The sequence below is a fragment of the Staphylococcus caeli genome (assembly GCF_051413795.1).
Classification (GTDB): Bacteria; Bacillota; Bacilli; order Staphylococcales; family Staphylococcaceae; genus Staphylococcus; species Staphylococcus caeli_A.
Genome location: NZ_JBOIRQ010000011.1, coordinates 1 through 17,847 on the forward strand (window position 1 = coordinate 1; position 17,847 = coordinate 17,847).

General features: G+C 32.9%; 18 protein-coding genes. 14 read left to right on the top strand and 4 right to left on the bottom strand.

Features of this window, described 5'->3' with window-relative positions; all coding sequences use genetic code 11:
- Together ACSULM_RS07150 and ACSULM_RS07155 are read left to right on the top strand one after the other, a co-directional pair.
- On the top strand, positions 1 to 990 hold a 990-nt coding region (locus ACSULM_RS07150; RefSeq protein ID WP_436861682.1), incomplete at its 5' end, for an Ig-like domain-containing protein.
- A gap of 453 nt (positions 991 to 1,443) precedes the next feature.
- Positions 1,444 to 2,262 carry a helix-turn-helix domain-containing protein gene (locus ACSULM_RS07155; protein WP_436861684.1) on the top strand — a complete coding sequence of 273 codons (819 nt, stop codon included), beginning with the start codon at positions 1,444 to 1,446 and terminating at the stop codon, positions 2,260 to 2,262.
- 318 nt (positions 2,263 to 2,580) lie between these two features.
- On the opposite strand, the gene ACSULM_RS07160 is transcribed toward ACSULM_RS07155, so the two are convergent.
- Together ACSULM_RS07160 and ACSULM_RS07165 are read right to left on the bottom strand one after the other, a co-directional pair.
- Positions 2,581 to 2,850 carry a DUF3892 domain-containing protein gene (locus ACSULM_RS07160; RefSeq protein ID WP_436861686.1) on the bottom strand — a complete coding sequence of 90 codons (270 nt, stop codon included), beginning with the start codon at positions 2,848 to 2,850 and terminating at the stop codon, positions 2,581 to 2,583.
- Between the two features lie 400 nt (positions 2,851 to 3,250).
- On the bottom strand, positions 3,251 to 3,988 hold the full coding sequence (locus ACSULM_RS07165) for an NAD-dependent protein deacylase (protein WP_436861687.1): 738 nt from the start codon (positions 3,986 to 3,988) through the stop codon (positions 3,251 to 3,253).
- A gap of 210 nt (positions 3,989 to 4,198) precedes the next feature.
- On the opposite strand from ACSULM_RS07165, the gene ACSULM_RS07170 reads away from it, so the two are divergent.
- The 3 genes from ACSULM_RS07170 to ACSULM_RS07180 all read left to right on the top strand — a co-directional run bounded on the left by ACSULM_RS07170 (position 4,199) and on the right by ACSULM_RS07180 (position 6,799).
- The gene (locus tag ACSULM_RS07170; protein ID WP_436861688.1) at positions 4,199 to 5,062 is read left to right on the top strand and encodes an alpha/beta hydrolase; all 864 of its coding nucleotides are present in this window, start codon (positions 4,199 to 4,201) and stop codon (positions 5,060 to 5,062) included.
- Between the two features lie 185 nt (positions 5,063 to 5,247).
- Positions 5,248 to 5,448: a hypothetical protein gene (locus ACSULM_RS07175; protein ID WP_436861689.1), complete on the top strand. Its 201-nt coding sequence runs from the start codon at positions 5,248 to 5,250 to the stop codon at positions 5,446 to 5,448.
- Between the two features lie 193 nt (positions 5,449 to 5,641).
- On the top strand, positions 5,642 to 6,799 hold the full coding sequence (locus ACSULM_RS07180) for an MFS transporter (protein ID WP_436861690.1): 1,158 nt from the start codon (positions 5,642 to 5,644) through the stop codon (positions 6,797 to 6,799).
- Positions 6,800 to 6,896: 97 nt separating this feature from the next.
- Here the strand turns inward: ACSULM_RS07180 and ACSULM_RS07185 are convergent, their stop codons facing one another.
- Positions 6,897 to 8,117 (bottom strand): ROK family protein, encoded by a 1,221-nt coding sequence (locus ACSULM_RS07185; protein WP_436861691.1) that lies wholly within the window; start codon positions 8,115 to 8,117, stop codon positions 6,897 to 6,899.
- Positions 8,118 to 8,275: 158 nt separating this feature from the next.
- On the opposite strand from ACSULM_RS07185, the gene ACSULM_RS07190 reads away from it, so the two are divergent.
- The 5 genes from ACSULM_RS07190 to ACSULM_RS07210 are packed head-to-tail and all read left to right on the top strand — an operon-like array spanning position 8,276 to position 12,437.
- The gene (locus ACSULM_RS07190; protein ID WP_436861692.1) at positions 8,276 to 9,598 is read left to right on the top strand and encodes a PTS sugar transporter subunit IIC; all 1,323 of its coding nucleotides are present in this window, start codon (positions 8,276 to 8,278) and stop codon (positions 9,596 to 9,598) included.
- A gap of 20 nt (positions 9,599 to 9,618) precedes the next feature.
- Positions 9,619 to 10,515, top strand: a complete 897-nt coding sequence (locus ACSULM_RS07195) for a DUF7916 family protein (RefSeq protein ID WP_436861693.1) — start codon at positions 9,619 to 9,621, stop codon at positions 10,513 to 10,515.
- 14 nt (positions 10,516 to 10,529) lie between these two features.
- A complete protein-coding gene (locus tag ACSULM_RS07200; protein WP_436861694.1) occupies positions 10,530 to 11,780 on the top strand; it encodes a glycoside hydrolase family 16 protein in 1,251 nt (416 codons plus the stop codon).
- A 16-nt stretch (positions 11,781 to 11,796) separates the two neighbouring features.
- Positions 11,797 to 12,114, top strand: a complete 318-nt coding sequence (locus ACSULM_RS07205) for a PTS sugar transporter subunit IIB (RefSeq protein ID WP_436855406.1) — start codon at positions 11,797 to 11,799, stop codon at positions 12,112 to 12,114.
- A 20-nt stretch (positions 12,115 to 12,134) separates the two neighbouring features.
- On the top strand, positions 12,135 to 12,437 hold the full coding sequence (locus tag ACSULM_RS07210; protein WP_436861807.1) for a PTS lactose/cellobiose transporter subunit IIA: 303 nt from the start codon (positions 12,135 to 12,137) through the stop codon (positions 12,435 to 12,437).
- Between the two features lie 113 nt (positions 12,438 to 12,550).
- Here ACSULM_RS07210 and ACSULM_RS07215 read toward each other — a convergent pair whose 3' ends face one another.
- Positions 12,551 to 12,988, bottom strand: a complete 438-nt coding sequence (locus tag ACSULM_RS07215; protein ID WP_436861695.1) for a VOC family protein — start codon at positions 12,986 to 12,988, stop codon at positions 12,551 to 12,553.
- A 104-nt stretch (positions 12,989 to 13,092) separates the two neighbouring features.
- Between ACSULM_RS07215 and ACSULM_RS07220 the strand changes: the two genes are divergently transcribed.
- The 4 genes from ACSULM_RS07220 (at position 13,093) to ACSULM_RS07235 (ending at position 17,824) form a co-directional block, all read left to right on the top strand.
- On the top strand, positions 13,093 to 13,491 hold the full coding sequence (locus ACSULM_RS07220; protein WP_436861696.1) for an Lrp/AsnC family transcriptional regulator: 399 nt from the start codon (positions 13,093 to 13,095) through the stop codon (positions 13,489 to 13,491).
- Between the two features lie 1,341 nt (positions 13,492 to 14,832).
- On the top strand, positions 14,833 to 15,678 hold the full coding sequence (gene cntK / locus ACSULM_RS07225; protein ID WP_436861697.1) for a histidine racemase CntK: 846 nt from the start codon (positions 14,833 to 14,835) through the stop codon (positions 15,676 to 15,678).
- Between the two features lie 9 nt (positions 15,679 to 15,687).
- Entirely contained in the window at positions 15,688 to 16,512 is an 825-nt protein-coding gene (cntL, locus tag ACSULM_RS07230) for a staphylopine biosynthesis enzyme CntL (protein WP_436861698.1), read from the top strand.
- Positions 16,505 to 17,824, top strand: a complete 1,320-nt coding sequence (locus tag ACSULM_RS07235; RefSeq protein ID WP_436861699.1) for an opine metallophore biosynthesis dehydrogenase — start codon at positions 16,505 to 16,507, stop codon at positions 17,822 to 17,824. The genes cntL and ACSULM_RS07235 overlap by 8 nt, the downstream gene beginning before the upstream one ends.
- The last annotated feature ends 23 nt before the right edge of the window (positions 17,825 to 17,847 follow it).

Consider the following 17,847-nt stretch of genomic DNA (forward strand, 5'->3'; position numbering starts at 1 on the left):
GGAGAAGAGTTAGTAGTAACAGCGACAGATGAAGCAGGAAATGAATCGCCAGAAGCGAAGACAATAGTCGTAGATACAACAGCGCCAGAAGTACCAATAGTGAGTGAAGTAACAAGTAAATCTATACAAATTGCTGGTAAAGCAGAGCCTCATTCAATGGTAACAGTAACTTTCCCAGAAGGAGTAACAGTGACAGGAACAGTAGATGAAACAGGAAACTATGTAGTCGAAATTCCAGAGAATGTGAACCTCAAAGGTGGAGAAGAGTTAGTAGTAACAGCGACAGATGAAGCAGGAAATGAATCAGCAGAAGCGAAGACAACAGTCGTAGATACAACAGCACCAGAAGCACCAACGGTGAAAGACGTAACAAGTGACGATACAACAATCAGTGGAACAGCAGAACCAGGTTCAACAGTAACGGTAACGTTCCCAGACGGAACAACAGCAACAGGAACAGCAGATGACGAAGGAAACTACACAGTTGAAATTCCAGCAAATGTTGATCTTGAAGGTGGAGAAACGTTAAACGTCACTTCAACAGATAAAGATGGAAATGTGTCGGATGAAGCAACAACAACAGTAACAGATACGACAGCACCAGAAGCACCAACGGTGAAAGACGTAACAAGTGACGACACACAAATTTCAGGTACAGCAGAACCAGGCTCAACAGTAACAGTAACGTTCCCAGACGGAACAACAGCGACAGGAACAACTGACGATGAAGGAAACTACACAGTTGAAATTCCAGCAAATGTTAATCTTGAAGGTGGAGAAGAGTTAGTAGTAACATCAACAGATGAAAATAGTAATATATTCAAAAGTATATTAGTTTCTGATAATCTTAATAGTGAACAAAATAAAGATGGAAAACTACCAGAAACTGGAGAAAATGAATTTTATAGTAGTACATTATTTGGTACTTTATTTGCAGGAATAGGCACGCTATTATTATTTGCTAAGCGACAAAGAAAAGAAAGAAAATAAGCCTTATGAAAAATTAAGGTAAAAAAGCCTTTCATCCATTTGGGTGGAAGGCTTTTTGGAGTTCTATAATAAATGAAATTACAAAGGTTAATGGGTAATATGAGTTTTAGTTTCTTTTAATGTGAATTTCTGATCTAGGATGTATATAGCTCGGATAAATCCAGTAAAGACAACCATTGTTGAAGAATACACTGATAAATCACTTATGATTTATTAGTTCAATTTGTTATAGGACCATATTATATCAAGTTAAGATATTTAATAATGAAAATTGTTGCAAATACGAAGTTTGTTTGAATGATTTTTATGATGGGAATTAAACACGTAAGAATAAATCATTATACATTTAAAATTAGTAAAAAATATTATATTTAAGTAAATATTTCAATTAATAGGAGTGATAATATTGATGAGGTAGATTAGAGATATAAAGTTAAAGGGGAGGGCTAAATAATGGATTATAGTTATGAGATTATTGAAGAAAATAGTAGTATAAATCCTGATTTTGATTCTATAAATATTTTTTATGTATTGTCTGGGGAAATATTCATAAAAAATAAAAATATAAACGCTCATTATAGTAAAGATGATTTCTTTGTTATAGGTGCACATTATACACCTAAATTAATAATGAACTCTGGAAAAGTAATAAAATTACAGATAAATAGACTTAGTTACAATAGATTTTCATTGTTAGATATTGAATCTTATCGCTTGGACGAAAAAGAAATAGATACATCTATTAAGAAAACATATATAGATACTATAATGTCCGTATATAATGAAGACGTGTTTAATGCAGATATTAGTGTAATTAAACTTATAAATTACATTAGGATTGCTGGTTATTATGATGAAAAAGCATTTGAATATTCTAATCCACTTGTGAAGAATGTACTGAATTATATCAATAATAATTACAAAAGCAAGATAACTTTATCAAAATTGGCCGATAAATTTTATGTTAACCCAAGTTACTTATCTAGGATATTTTCTGAAGCAATGAATATTTCTTTGATAAAATATATTAGAAAAGTTAAAATTTATCGATTAGCAACTGAAATATTGACTTTAAAAAACTCAAAAGATATGAAAGATATTTGGAAAGATTATGGGTATATATCTTATGCTACGTATTTAAAAAATTTCCAAACAATTTTTTCGATGACTCCAGAGTCTTTTGTGAGAAAAAATAAACATTTTAAAAAGCATGATGTTTTAATTTCTGACGACTTATATTTATATTTAAAAGAATTAATAAAAAATATTTGAATTTAAAATAATTTCATTTTCAAAACAATAAGCCCTTTTTATTTTGTATGGATATTATAAATTTGATTATTTTGATAGGGACGTTTTTATTCTTTATAACTTTTTCATATTTTTACTTTATCGATTGAGTTTATTACTATTGAGTTAAATAGAGTATGAAGTCTCTAAAAAGTAGTATAAAATAATTATATGAGATTGAGGTGTCTCCAATACATAATTAACTCAGTCTCTATATCCCAAAAATTCGGCATAAATATGCTCCGGCCACTCGTAAGAGTGGCCTTTTCTACACTTAATTAAAAGAAGATAAGTACATTATCAAAATTTAGGTAAATTTAATAAGTTATCTAAAACGTTAATGTTATTTGCGGTTCTAATATATGTATTTTGATTATCAAAATGTGCGGTTTCAACATTATATTTTATTTCGTCTGGACCGACATAGTAATACTTCATACCTGCATCAATATATAGTACAACTAAATTAGTGCTTTCGATAATGTTATTGGAGAGTTTTACTTGAGAAATTTGTTTAGTACCATGTTCTTTAATATTTCCTAATTTAATATGAGTAATTTGAAATGGCATATACATCACCTCCTATGTACTAACATAACAAATATAAGAGGAATTAAGGAGATTGAATCGAAAGAAGTAAAGAAATGACGAAAAAATACAAATCATCAAGATATTTTTAATTAATATAAGATTGAATCATTTCTTTTAAAGCATAACAAGCTATAGAAATATTGTTCATTTTTTACAAAAAGAGCATATTTTTTACCATAAATAAGGACGGTATTTATAATATTAAAATAATTATATATGATGTACATAGGGTGCGATGTGCTTGATAGATAATATGAAGTGTATTCCACCTCCCCTAGAATTTTTCTAAGTTCATATCCAACCTTAACGTACCACTCTCCGGAGTGGTTTTATTATATGTATTTTTAGTTAGAATGTTGGAGAATTATAATTTTTTCGTTCAAAATACTTGTAAACTTACAGCTTCAATTACTGAAACCATGTCATCATTAATAACTAAATCAGCATCTCTATCATATGGCGTAGCGTCTTTATTAATAATGATAAAGTTCTGTCCTTTAAAATATGAAGTCAGTCCTGCTGCTGGTTGGACTACAAGTGAAGATCCCAAAACGACTAAAGTGTCTGCTTTTTGAATTTTTTTAATTGCACGTGATATCGTATTTTGATTTAACATTTCGCCATACAATACAATATCGGGTCTTATAGGATTTCCACATATGCCGCATTGACGTATATTCTGTGTCATGACTTCATTTTTTGAATATTGTTTATGGCAGTCAATACAATAAAATTGATTCAACGTACCGTGAAGTTCATCTACATTCGAACTACCTGCATCGGCATGTAAACCATCAATATTTTGAGTGATGACGCCTAATGAACGTTCATCCTGCTCGAGTTGAGCAATCCACTGGTGTACAAGGTTTGGTTGTTTATGGGCTACTAATAAACGTTTGTGATAAAAGTCAACGAAACCTTTGGGGTCATTTTGAATATAATTTGTACTTAATAAATACTCAGGTGAATAACCATTTTTTGAAATTTCGTCGAATAAGCCACCCATTGAGCGGAAATCTGGTACACCACTTGCGACTGATACCCCGGCACCTGTAAAAAAGGTGATTTTGTTAGAGTTATCAATGATATTTTTGAGTTGTTCGATACTAGTATCCATAGTGTTCACTCCATTAATAGTTTATAATCAAATCTTTACTTGCTGCCTAGTTTTAAAAGTAATAATTTAATTTTAGGATGCAGTAAACATTTTAGCAAATAGAAGTGAGTTGTTAAGAATTTTTTGTCATAGATCTTAAGCAAAATAAAGTACTATTCTTAAGAATTAAACTATAATAATAAGCAATATTATGAAGATAGAGGTAATGTCATGAAAAAATTATGGGTTTGGCTAACTATGATAGTAGTCATTATCGTTGTCGCGGTTCTAGGTATAGTTATTAGTCAACATCAGTCTAATCATAAAAGTATGGGAAACTCAAATTTTACAAAAAGCCAAACTCCAACATTGTTTTTACATGGTTATGGTGGAAGCGCCAATTCCGAAAAATTTATGGTTAAGCGAGCTGAACAACGAGGGGCTACTAATAATACAATCACAGCGATTGTCTCAAAAGAAGGCGCTGTTAAATTAAAAGGAAAGCTTAAGTCAAATGCGAGTAATCCGATAGTCAAAATAGAATTAGAAGACAATAAGCAAGGGTACCTTGATAAAAATGCGAAGTGGTTTAAAAATGTACTTATAAAATTACAAAATGAATATCATATTAAGCACTTTAATTTTGTAGGGCATTCTATGGGTAACTTAACATTTGCACAATATATGATGACTTATGGTAAAGACGACGCATTACCACAGCTTAATAAGCAGGTGAATATTGCTGGAACGTTTAATGGTGTCTTAGGCATGAATGAAAAGGTAAATGAAATCAGTGTAGATGATAATGGTAAACCTAGTCGCATGAATCCACCATTTCAGCAATTACGAGTACTTAAAGATATTTATAATGGGAAAAATATTGAAGTGTTGAATATTTATGGAGGCTTGGAAGACGGTACGCACTCTGACGGTCGTGTTTCCAATAGTTCATCAAAATCATTGAAATACTTACTAGGAGATAGTCCGAAAAGCTACAAAGAATCATTATATAAAGGTAAATCAGCGCAACATAGTCAGTTACACGAAAATAAAGCAGTTGCCGATGAACTTATTGACTTTCTGTGGGGTAAATAAGAGCATTGAAAGTAATAAAATAAGCGAAGTGCGCTCAGCACATCGCTTTTTCATCATCCTATTCTGGTTCGCCATCTTATATTTCGTTACTGTGCCATCTTTATCGACAATGTAAGATCTAGCGAGGTTGCCATTACCATCTTGCTCGGGTTCTTTATATATTTTAATGAAGAAGCATTTAATATATGACCTTTGTAATCTTCAACTTTATCAATGGTGTTATTGCGAGCGACTTCAGAATCATCATTGGTATTGCTGTAAACGTAGGTATTGAAAAATTATTGTTTCCTGACTTTGTATCAGGTTTGAATAGTATCATGACAACATTACACATTGGTGTGACATTATATGCTGTGAAAATTATGTTAAAAAGAAAAATTGCATAACCTGCAACTAAAGACGTCTTCTAATTAAAAATCGTATTTTGAAATATGCCTACCATACTACACATGTATGATGTGATGCGATATAATGAACGAAACGAGTAGGTGACAAGCTTTGGCTTGTTGACGTGAAATCAGTAACGTAGTGCCTTTCATTGCAAATCAATGGGAGGTGCTTTTTCATTTGGAGGACATAATGGTTAGGTTAAATATATGTATTATCGCTTTATTATGTTTTGTTGCAGGATTAACAGAATTAGTCATCTCGGGCATTTTGCCGTATATCGCTCAAGAATTTAGTGTATCCATTGCAACTGCAGGTCAATCAGTAACGATATTTGCTTTTATTTTTGCAGTGTCAGGACCACTTATTATTGCTTTTACAACCCAATTCAATAGAAAAAAATTATTTATCAGCTTCATACTCATCTTCATCATCGGTAATGTACTGACGCTCATCAGTACAACATTTTTCTTATTTATGCTTTCACGTATTATTTTAGCAATTGGGGTTTCAATGATTATCGCATTGTCATTATCGCTCAGTGTAAAATTGGTGCCAATTTATCGACAATCTCGCGTTATTAGCATATTAACGATGTCAATCAGTACGTCGCTCGTACTCGGTATACCAATGGGCATTATGATTAGTGAGTATTTTGGATGGAAAGCGATATTCATGTTTGTTACTGTTGCGTGCCTCGTCATTTTAGTACTGATTATGAAATATTTCCCAGGTAATATTTCAATCGAGACGGTCACTTTTATGGAACAATCAAAAGCATTGTTAAATAAACGCATTAGTTTTGCGCATTTAACAACATTTTTCTTTTTTACTGGGCAGAGTATGTTTTATATTTATTTCACACCTTTTATACAAGATGAACTCGGTTTTTCTGCAGGTACCTCAAGTATGCTATATCTTGTCTATGGTATTTGTGCGGTCTTTGGAGGTGCGGTAAGTGGCACATTAGTCGAACGCGTGGGGGCCACAAAAACACTGATAATTGTCATTTTAATCTATATATTGATGATGCTCTCAATCTCTATTACATCAAATTGGTTGGTGTTACTAGTAATCAATACTGGTGTGTGGGGGATGCTAAGTTGGTCTATCAATACACCGCAACAAACGTATTTGATACATTTAAGTCCCAAATATGCGAGCTTTAACCAAACGTTTAGTACATCAACGGTACAATTTGGTATTGCCATGGGGTCATTCTTAGGCGCAGTCTTACTTGAATCTATGCATTCGTATTATATGTTGATTGTATTAGGTAGTGTTATTGTCGCAGTTGGATTTATTTGTTTATTGGTGTCTTTAAAAGTTGCAAAACAAGCAGAACTATAAATCGCGTATACCAATATATATAAATAGGCCGAGCAATCAGTGTAATGCTGATTGTCCGGCTTAATTTTTGCGTTATTGTATATTGTTGAATGTTGATCTATATCTCAATATCTACATTATTGCTAGGTGGCATTGACATGATTAAATAATTTCTGATAGCAAGCGCACATGCACCAAGTGAACCGTTTTTCTTAGAATATGGCACGATTTCAATATCAATTTCTTGTTGTTCAGAAAATAATTTTTTGTAATTTATAAATTCAAAGAGTAGATGGTTCACATCAGAATGACTTAATAAAGGACCGTGAATGTAAATTTTTTCAATATCTAACGTCATTCTAAGGTTATTTAAAGTTGTAACCACACTGTTAAATGCGTCTTCGATGATTTTAATACATCCAGGATCTCCTATTTTATAGGCGTCAATAATTGTTGATAATTGAATTTCTGTTTCACTACTTACTAAACTATGCAAAAATGTATGATTTGATTGTTGATACATCATTTTAGCTTTATTTACTAATTGTTCTTCACCGAGAAATGTTTGTAAGCAACCTCTTCTACCACACTGACATTGTTCTCCATTTGGCATCACAATAGTATGTCCGATTTCTCCAACATTGAAATTTTGTGCACCATATAAATTACCATTATAAAAATTAGAAGCAAAAATACCTTTGGCTGCATGAAAGAACATAAAGTTAGGATTGTACATATTTTGAGATAAATATTGTTCATAAATACTCATACAATGCACATTGTTTTCTAAATAAATTGGTAAATCTATTTGGGTAAGTAACTCTTTTAAATTGAAATTATTCCAAAATGTATTATTAGTAGCGATTTTTTGTTCAACGGCGTCATAATGTCCCGGAATAGCAATACCAATCGCTTTTGGATGATAGGATTCATGCATTTGTATAAAATTTTGAATCGCTTTAAGTATTTGTTCAATTTCTTGTGATGATTCGCTATAAATTTTATCTAAAAAGATATGTTGTGAATCAATTTCTTTTCCTAAGTTATCAGTGAGCGACATATTAATCGTATCTCGAGCAAATTCGATACCAATATAATGACTGTGGTTGTCAGAGACAGTAAGTAAAATCTTTTTTCTACCGTTTTTATTTTCATCTATCTTATTTTTGCCGCATTCGCTGATTAAATGTTCTGCCTTTAACTGTGAAGTAATGTCGGTCACAGTGGCGGCTGTAATATCTGTGTTTCTGGAAATATCAATTCTTGAAATAGGTCTTTTAGTGTAAAGTTCATTGATTATTTTTTTGAAATTTTCACTTTGCTGTTTAGTTTTAGCCATTTTTAAAAAGCATCCTTTACGATAAATTTAATTTTAGTGTAACAAAAAAAGAGAACAGTGTTGACTATTATTTAATTATAAAATATAATCAAAGAAATTAAAGACAACGCTTACATCGGATATTTAATTATATTTTATAAAAAATAAGGGTGATTTTTATGGGAAAAGTAGATCAGTTTTTAGAAACAAAAATGATGCCGATTGCTTCAAAGATAGGTTCTAACAAAGTTTTGACATCGATTCGTGATGGGATAGCGCTTGCGATGCCATTAATTATTATTGGAGCCTTGTTATTAACAATTAATAACTTAGCAATTGATCCATGGTTAAACTGGCTAGAAAAAACTGGGATTAGCGAGTATTTAAACATTGGTATTAATGGAACATTTGGTTTAATGGGATTAATAACAAGTTTTGGTGTGGCATACAGTCTAGCTAATCAACATAAAGTTGATGGCGTATCGGCTGGATTGCTATCATTGGCTTCATTTATTTTAGTAACACCGACGATTTCAACAGCAGGCAAAGAGCCGCAAATGGGAATTCCGGTAGCCTTGATGGGAAGTCAGGGGCTATTTGTAGCAATTGTTGTCGGTATTTTTACGGCGCTCATCTTCCAATGGTTTATCAACAGAAATATTCAAATTAAGATGCCAGATACAGTACCACCAGCAGTTTCTAGAAGTTTCAGTGCGATTATCCCTGGATTTGTAATTGTCGCTTTATGGATAATTGTATATGTAGTATTGAAAGAATTCAATATCGGTAATATTCACGAAGTTTTAACAAAAGTTTTAGGCGGACCGCTTGGTTTAATGGGTGGTACGTTATTCGGAACAATTATATTAGTAGGTCTAAACAGTGCGTTATGGTTCGTAGGTATTCACGGACAAAATATTATCAACAGTGTTATGTTACCGACTTGGTTGAAAAACTTAGGCGAAAACACTGCAGCTTATCAGAAAGATCATTCAGCAGATTTACCACATATTGTGACACAACCATTTATGGAAAACTTTGTATATATCGGTGGTGGTGGTGCGACTTTAGGTTTAGTAATCGTTATTGCGATTTTGGCCCTTAAAAAAGGTTCAAGTAAGCAAACGAAAGTTATTTCACCATTAACATTAACACCAGGTCTGTTCAATATTAACGAACCTGCAATGTTCGGTTTACCAATTGTCTTAAACATCAGACTAATAGCACCGTTTATTATTGCACCAATGCTCAACGCAATCATTTCATATTATGCGATGGCTACAGGATTAGTACATTTAACAATGAACTTACCGGCATGGACAACACCACCGATTATTAGTGGATTCTTATCAACAAACCACATTAGTGGGTCCATCTTACAAATTGTCTTAATTATCATAGATATGGCGTTGTACTACCCATTCTATAAAGCAATGGACAAGTATAATGCACAACTTGAACACGAAGCAGAATCAAATGAAAATGCTAAGGTAGCTGAATAATTTAAAAGGGGACTAGGATCATGGTCAAACGACTCATTAGTAGTAACGCATCAGATATTTTAAAAATGAATGCTCAAGAACTTAAACAAAGTATTAAAGCAAGTGAAGGTAGAACAATTTTATCTGAAAATGTAGCACCAAGAGAGACTTATATTGATGATATTACAAACGCAGAAATTGCACGTGCATTCGGTGCAGATTTAATTTTACTGAATGGTATCGATATGCTTGAACCTAAAGTACATGGTTTAGAAAACAGTGAGAATTTTGTTGAGACATTACACCATTTAGTAGGAAGACCTATCGGAGTGAATTTAGAGCCTGTTGATAACAATGCGGATATGGCAGAAAATAAATTAAACATTTCTAAAGGTAGAGAAGCTCATATTGAAACAATTGAAGCAATTGAGAAGCTAAATGTAGATTTTGTATGTTTCACAGGTAATCCTGGGACAGGCGTTACCAACAAAGAAATTGAAAATGCGATTAAATTAGCGAAATCAAGATTTTCTGGGTTAATTATTGCAGGTAAAATGCATGGTGCTGGTGTAAGTGGTCCAATTATTGATGACGAAACAGTTGCTCGCTTTATCGAAGCAGGCGCTGACATTATCTTAGTACCAGCAGTTGGTACTGTGCCAGGATTTACAGCAGAACAACTGACAAAAATTACAACAACAGTGCATAGTCATGGTGCGTTAGTGTTATCAGCAATTGGTACGAGCCAAGAGAGTTCAGATGCAGATACAATTAAACAAATCAGTATTCAGAACAAAATCTGTGGTGTAGATATTCAACATATCGGTGATTCTGGATACGGTGGCGTTGCGCCAGTTGAGAATATTGTTGCCATGAGTAAAGCAATCAGAGGTCAGAGACATACAATGTCTATGATTGCACGTTCTATAAATAGATAAATAGGGGGCATTTGATGAATACGAAATTTAAACAAGTTTTGACTGTAAGTGTTGCGAGTGTAATGTTGGTGTCGACAGTGGGTTTGAATAAAAATGAAGCTAAAGCTGCTGGAGGTAGTACCGACACGAGTTATACAGAAGTTTGGAAAGACGATTTTAATGGTGCTAATTTAAATACTGCTAACTGGAACTATGAGTTAGGTTCTATTAGAGGGATTGAGCAGCAACATTATGTTAATAATCCGGAAAATGTGTACCAAAAAGATGGTAATTTGGTTTTAAAAGCAACGGATCGTCCTAAAGCAGACCAATACGGCAATCCACGTGATACAAGTGAAATTGTGAAGTACAATTCAGGTAGTATTCATACAAATGGCAAACGAGAATTCTTATACGGTAAATTAGAAATACGAGCGAAATTACCTAAAGGGCAAGGTGTATTTCCAGCATTTTGGACTTTAGGTAGTGACTTTACATTAGATGGCAAGATAGCGAATAATCAAGGCCATGGATGGCCATCAACAGGTGAAATCGACATTACAGAGTTGATCGGTAAACCTGAAACTGAAGTGAACGGAAATAATGGTGTTTATCAAACGCTACACTATGGCACAGGTGTAGATGACAACGGTAAATATGCAGGTAACGGTACAGAGTTTAAATTAGATAAAGGTGTATTTAACGACGCTTATCATACATTTGCGCTAGAATGGAATAAAGATTCTATGAAATGGCTTGTAGATGGTAAAGTGGTTCGTACGGTTAATTACGCGGATGATCCAACTGCGAAAACAATTTTCAACAAACCGCAATACATGCAATTGAATTTAGCAACAGGTGGTGCTTGGCCTGGTCCGGCTGGTGACAACTTGAATAATAAAGAGTTTGATATTGACTATGTAAAATATTCAAGAAACAGTACACAACAAGCTGATGCGAATGCTTATTATTCTAAAGCACCTAAGATTGAAGGGGCTCAAAATGTGGTTATAAATCAAGGCGAAGTGCCTGATTTACTGAAAAATATTAAAACACAAGACGGTAACAAAGTAGATTATTCAATTAATGATGCGCCAATGTTCCAATCAGCAGGTGGAAATACAGAAGTTAAATTATTAGTTGATGGCGTTGCCAATAAAGATAGAATTGCAAATCTTAAACCAGGTAAATATAGTTTGTATTACAGTGCGTATAATAAAGATGCGTCACCATCAGATATTAAAACACAAATTGATCGTAAAGCAGTAACTTTAGAAGTGAAATAAATAGGAGGAATTGAAAATGGCAGAAAAAACAATCGTATTAGTATGTGCGGCAGGTATGAGTACAAGTATGTTAGTAAAAAAAATGCAAGATGCAGCAACAGAGCAAGGATTAGATAGAGAAATTTACGCAATTGCAAGTTCAGAAGTGGACACGAAGTTGAAAGAGGACAATATTAACGTGTTATTACTTGGACCACAAGTGAGATTCTTGAAAAATGAGTTTGAATCAAAAGTGAGTGACCAAAATATTCCAGTTGAAGTCATCCCTAATATGGATTACGGAACAATGAACGGTGCAAATGTACTAAAATTAGCGGAATCGTTAACAAATTAGGAGGAAGAGTAATGGCTGAAATGATGGAAATTGCAATGAAACTTATTACTTTTGGTGGAGATGCTAAAAGTAGTGCTATGGAAGCAATACAAGAAGTGAAAAAAGGTAACTTTAGTGAAGCGGATAATAAAATAGTACAAGCTGAACAATCACTTGTGGAAGCACATAACGCACAAACTGAACTTTTAACTCAAGAAGCACAGGGTGTTAAAAATGAAGTGAGCTTGTTGATGGTGCATAGTCAAGACCACTTAATGACTGCAATTACATTCAAAGATATGGCAAAAGAATTAATTGAAGTATACAAAAAAATAGATCAGTAGGTTCAAGAAATTGAATATGTATAAAATGAGCTACTTATTTTCTGTATTATGCAGAAGATGAGTAGCTTTTTTGAATATATAACTTAGAAAGTTGTGGGTAATCGGTGAATTAATTAAAATTCAACAGGTTCCAAGAGTTCAATAATTTCACCGTTCGGTCCTTTGATAATAGCATTTTTGACATTGACTGCTGGGTTTCCTAATGCAAGAGATTCTTCTGGATTGATTATGGTTACACCGTTGCGTTGTAAATGTTCTACGACTTCAGTTACGGAATCTACAGTTAATGCAAAATGTAAAATATGACCGTGTACGGTTTCGTGAAGTGACTTTAGTACATTTCCTTCTCTTGGGACATCAGCATTTTTATCAAATACTTCAATATATGTGCGTTGATCTCGAGATGTTAACATGCAAGCTTCTTTTATTGTATACGCTGGTAATGACCAACTATGTGCTTTAGTAAAATCTAAAAGAGATGTGTAAAATTCAATTGTTTCATCATAGTGCTCAGCCATTATGGCAATGTGTGCTAACCCATATATTTTCATTATTATCGCCTCCTAGGTACAATATAAGGTAAGAAGTTGCGAGGGAACATTGGATAAATAAGGCTATAGATCAAAAAAGTTTATTTTATAAGGAGTTCGCTTAAATGGACCAAACAGATAAAAGGATTATTGAATTATTGAGGGAAGATAGTAGGCAGTCTTACAAGCATATTGCGCAAGATGTTCACTTATCACAACCTGCAGTTAAGGAACGTATATTGAAATTGATTGAACGAAATGCAATCACCAAATTCACAATAGAAACACCAGTGCATACTGATGAAGTCATCGCGTTTATTTATATTAAAACTACAAATTGTCAGGAATTGGAAAATTATGTGAGTCAAAGTGTAGAAACGTTACACTGTTATCGAATGGCGGGTACTTACAATTATTGCTTGGAGGTTCATGCTACAGATAATCTCAAATTGTTAGCATTTCAAAAATCATTAAGAGTTTTTGGACCATCGCAGTTACATATCATTACTGAAAAATTAAGATAAGCAATGTGTAAAAATAACGCTAATATTCATCTTCTGAAAAGTATTTCGGAAATGAGTATTAGCGTTTTTAAATGTATATTTAATTATTTTTAATCTTTTGATCAATTCTGTCGCGAAGTAATTGCGCTTCATGATCAGAAACTTTCGAATAATACGTGAACGAAATTATTTTGACAATACCTTATTTCTAAGTGAGTTAACAAAATAAGATGGCAGAATATGTAAAGACTCCAATATTGATAGAAGTCTTCGGCTTGTCTTCGGTAAGCATAATGGCAGTGTTTTAGACCCCGATATAAAAGGGGTTACGATAATTATAGTGGACATACTTAAATAGCAATGTTTTACGTAAAAATAGCTATTGAATACAATTATTGAAATATATAGCCAATGATACTGATTGCAAGGTAGACCAATGTAATAAGCGAAATGAGGCTAAGGTGTCGACATTTGTGTAGTTCTAGTGTTGCGACGTATTCTCTAATGATTGCAGCATTTGTCCAAAAATATAATTTTACCGAGGATCCAAAGACTTCATAATGTAGATTGAATTGATTTGCAAATTGACCAGCTCTTAAAGTGTGAGAATTATTCGTAACGATATAGCATAATGCTTTTGGGTCATTAAAGTAATCATAATTAAAGCTAATTCAAATGATAGAAAATTTGTTAAGCGAGTACCTCCTTTAGTCATGAGTTGCCATCCTAAATAAATTTAGATTCCTATAACTAATAAGAAGAATAGTGGAAAAATTAAAATAATAAATGCGGCAATGAATACGAAAAGAAGTCTTAGCCATTGATTATTGGTATCTATTATTAGAATATAAAATACAAACATAAATAAAAATAGACTTAAATTTATGAATCCATCTTTATACAAATTAATTTTATATAAAACAAAAGATAAAATGAGCGATACGATTAATGTTCAAATAATTACTGACCATACAAATGCCATATAACCAGCACCCATATAATAGTTATTTAGTGACTTGTATTATACAACATAAAAAATGTCATACTAGCAATGCGTCGTAATTGTTATATGAAATAATATAAAGAAAGCCCTCAAAATTCAAAGTCTAAAATGAATATTTGAGGGCATTTAATTATAAACCTATGTTGCCATATTTAACATATATATTTTTATAATTGAACTATAATTTTCACGATAGATTTCGTAAATATTAAAAAAACTCATTATTTATTCTTATTTAATTTTATTTTGGTAATTGACTTTATATTTTTAACGTTATACTATATATAACAAATCGAAACGATTCTTATTATCAATTAAAAAACGACAAAAAATTTTAATACAAAAGAAAGGAGTCATATATGTGTAAGAGGCGTGTACAGTTTTCAAAATATAATCCCACAGGCAACATGACCGTACTTGTACATTCTAAACATGATAGAACCGAATATGCAGAAATAGCGAATCAAATGATGCAGACATCACATATTTGTTGTGAACAAGTTGGTTTTATTGAATCAGCGCGATCTGAAAATAATCAAAATTTCAAATTAGTAATGAGTGGTAATGAGTTTTGTGGAAATGCGACGATATCATTTTTACATTATTTAAATGAACAGCGCTTAATCAAAGAATTTCATAAACAAGCTTCATCAAATAAGCAGACACTGCAAATTCAAGTATCGGGATGTTCGGATTTAGTAGATTGTAAAGTTCACAATGACGGTTATTATGAAGTATCCATGCCACAGCCTCAATGTGTGAATCAAGTTCAATTAACACTTCGTACTCAAAGTATCACAGTCACACGAATTAACTACGAAAGTTACCTTCACTACGTTATTCCAATCGATTACACTTCCCAAGAGTTGCAACAAGAAATAGAGCATTTTGTAAGAACGACGCAATGGAATCAGTCATTTAAGACGGTTGGTATTATGCTTTTTAATAGAGCGGAACAATTCTTAACGCCATTGATTTATTTACCAGAAATTCAAAGCATCATTTGGGAAAATAGTTGTGGGTCAGGGACAGCTTCGATTGGTATTTTTGAAGCCTTTCATACCAAAAGCCCTTGTGAATCACTAGTGGTAAATCAACCAGGTGGACATATTATAGTTTCAACATATTTTAACGAGAACACGTACGATACAACAATCAAAGGCAAAGTTGCATCGGTAGCAACTGGAATAGCATACATAGAATAGGAGACAGAAATGACTGAAATAAATTCTAAGATAAATATTAGAGAAAAATTAGAAGCCTATCTCAGTGAATTTGAAATTCAATATGAGGAAGTAGTAGCAAATAGTAAAAATATACATAAATTAGAAGCACTTATTGAATCATATAGTGACTTCATTTTGAATCAAAGTTATCAACAAGCATATTCTGCATGGTTAGACAGGCAAGAAAAAAATCGTCTAACGTGTCGTCTTGCGGATATTACTGCAAAAAGTGTGAAACAGATGGAGATATTAAGAGCGCAACGTTTATTAGACGGAAAGATGTCTACATCGCAATATTTTGAAAATATTGAACATTGTATCAACGAAGAATTTGGACAATGCAAAGTAACGGCAAATGACACGTTGTTACTTGTAGGGTCAGGTGCATATCCAATGACATTAATTCAAGTGGCAAAGGAAACTGGTGCCAAAGTGATTGGTATCGATATTGATGAAACAGCAGTAGATTTAGGGCGAAAAGTGATTAATATGTTCGCTCCAGAAGCAAATATACATATAACAAATCAAACAGTGGACCAACTTGAAGATATTTCAGCAGTAACACATATCATTTTCAGTTCTACGGTACCGGTAAAATATAAAATTTTGGATCAATTATATGAATTAACGAATGAACAAGTTGTAGTTTCGATGCGTTATGGAAATGGATTTAAAGCACTGTTTAATTATCCAACTGAGAAAACTAATTTTGAAAAATGGAAGTGCGCGCATAAACAATTACGTTCTAATCAAATATTTGATATTGCACTTTATCGAAAAGTACCCTCGAAGGTCGGTGTAAAGGATGTCTAATATCTTAATCGCAGGGACGGGACCTGTAGCAGTTCAACTCGCCTATATTTTTACGACTGAACGGCATAATCAAGTGGATATGGTCGGGCGTGCAAAGTACTCACAAAGGTCTAAAAGATTTTGTCAGGCTTATCACCAACAGCAACAGCAATTAGAAGTCACAGTGCAAAATAATCAGCATCAAGCACTCTCGGGGCGCTTTCGCATCCATCACTTGTACGCAGATTACGGCGATATAACTCAGACGGCAACTATGAATCACTATGACACATTGGTGTTGGCGTGCAATGCGGATGCATATATTTCAGTTATTCAACAACTATCACAACGCATAATTAAAAATTTAAACCACATCGTATTAGTATCGCCAACAATCGGTTCGCATATGATTGTTAAACAACTATTAGTTGAACTAAATAAACAAGTTGAAGTTATTTCTTTTTCAACTTATATCGGAGATACACGAGTAATGAATGAGACAACACCGAATCAAGTTATGACTACAGGTGTTAAGAAGCATGTATATATGGGATCCACAAGTAACAAAAAAGAGTCAGACTTTATGCTGAAGATGCAAAGGTTATTTGAAGATGTTGGTGTGCGTTTAATAGCGTTAGATACGCCGCTATTTGCAGAATCGCGAAATAGTTCTTTATATGTGCATCCTCCGTTATTTATGAATGACTTTTCATTGGATGTCATTCTGAATGGAAGTGATGTTCCTGTATATGTTTATAAACTATTTCCAGAAGGTCCAATTACAATGGCATTAATTCATGAAATGCGCGTGTTGTGGCAAGAGATAACTTTGATTTTAGAAAAATTGAATGTGCCCTCCCTAAATTTATTGGAATTTATGGTGAAAGAAAACTACCCAGTACGAAATGAAACATTAAGTAATCATGAAATTACAGAATTTCAAAAATTAGCAGCTATTCATCAAGAGTATTTATTATATGTGCGTTATAGTGCGATTCTAATTGATCCATTTTCAAAGCCAGATATAAATGGTAAATATTTTGATTTTTCTGCGGTGCCATTTAAACAAATTTATCAAAATGAACAAGGCATGATGCAAATACCACGTATGCCTTATGAAGATTATTATCGTACAACGATTATTCAACAAATTGGTGCGTTAGTAGGTATTGAGACACCTATGATAAATCGATTTTTGCAGCGATATGCATTGCATATATCAAAGTTTGTGGAAGGACATACGGAATTCGAATATTCAGAGCAGTTTCAACAACAATATTTTGAAGCGGATGTCGATTTGATAAAAAGCTATCTAAAAAATGTTTCACATTAAACAAAAAATAAAAGAAAGAGGTA

What these genes read in the sequence shown, in the direction of transcription:
- ACSULM_RS07155 (WP_436861684.1), top strand. Translation starts at nt 1,444, where the DNA reads ATGGATTATAGTTATGAGATTATTGAAGAAAATAGTAGTATAAATCCT.
- ACSULM_RS07160 (WP_436861686.1), bottom strand. Translation starts at nt 2,850, where the DNA reads ATGCCATTTCAAATTACTCATATTAAATTAGGAAATATTAAAGAACAT.
- ACSULM_RS07165 (WP_436861687.1), bottom strand. Translation starts at nt 3,988, where the DNA reads ATGGATACTAGTATCGAACAACTCAAAAATATCATTGATAACTCTAAC.
- ACSULM_RS07170 (WP_436861688.1), top strand. Translation starts at nt 4,199, where the DNA reads ATGAAAAAATTATGGGTTTGGCTAACTATGATAGTAGTCATTATCGTT.
- ACSULM_RS07175 (WP_436861689.1), top strand. Translation starts at nt 5,248, where the DNA reads ATGACCTTTGTAATCTTCAACTTTATCAATGGTGTTATTGCGAGCGAC.
- ACSULM_RS07180 (WP_436861690.1), top strand. Translation starts at nt 5,642, where the DNA reads ATGGTTAGGTTAAATATATGTATTATCGCTTTATTATGTTTTGTTGCA.
- ACSULM_RS07185 (WP_436861691.1), bottom strand. Translation starts at nt 8,117, where the DNA reads ATGGCTAAAACTAAACAGCAAAGTGAAAATTTCAAAAAAATAATCAAT.
- ACSULM_RS07190 (WP_436861692.1), top strand. Translation starts at nt 8,276, where the DNA reads ATGGGAAAAGTAGATCAGTTTTTAGAAACAAAAATGATGCCGATTGCT.
- ACSULM_RS07195 (WP_436861693.1), top strand. Translation starts at nt 9,619, where the DNA reads ATGGTCAAACGACTCATTAGTAGTAACGCATCAGATATTTTAAAAATG.
- ACSULM_RS07200 (WP_436861694.1), top strand. Translation starts at nt 10,530, where the DNA reads ATGAATACGAAATTTAAACAAGTTTTGACTGTAAGTGTTGCGAGTGTA.
- ACSULM_RS07205 (WP_436855406.1), top strand. Translation starts at nt 11,797, where the DNA reads ATGGCAGAAAAAACAATCGTATTAGTATGTGCGGCAGGTATGAGTACA.
- ACSULM_RS07210 (WP_436861807.1), top strand. Translation starts at nt 12,135, where the DNA reads ATGATGGAAATTGCAATGAAACTTATTACTTTTGGTGGAGATGCTAAA.
- ACSULM_RS07215 (WP_436861695.1), bottom strand. Translation starts at nt 12,988, where the DNA reads ATGAAAATATATGGGTTAGCACACATTGCCATAATGGCTGAGCACTAT.
- ACSULM_RS07220 (WP_436861696.1), top strand. Translation starts at nt 13,093, where the DNA reads ATGGACCAAACAGATAAAAGGATTATTGAATTATTGAGGGAAGATAGT.
- cntK (WP_436861697.1), top strand. Translation starts at nt 14,833, where the DNA reads ATGTGTAAGAGGCGTGTACAGTTTTCAAAATATAATCCCACAGGCAAC.
- cntL (WP_436861698.1), top strand. Translation starts at nt 15,688, where the DNA reads ATGACTGAAATAAATTCTAAGATAAATATTAGAGAAAAATTAGAAGCC.
- ACSULM_RS07235 (WP_436861699.1), top strand. Translation starts at nt 16,505, where the DNA reads ATGTCTAATATCTTAATCGCAGGGACGGGACCTGTAGCAGTTCAACTC.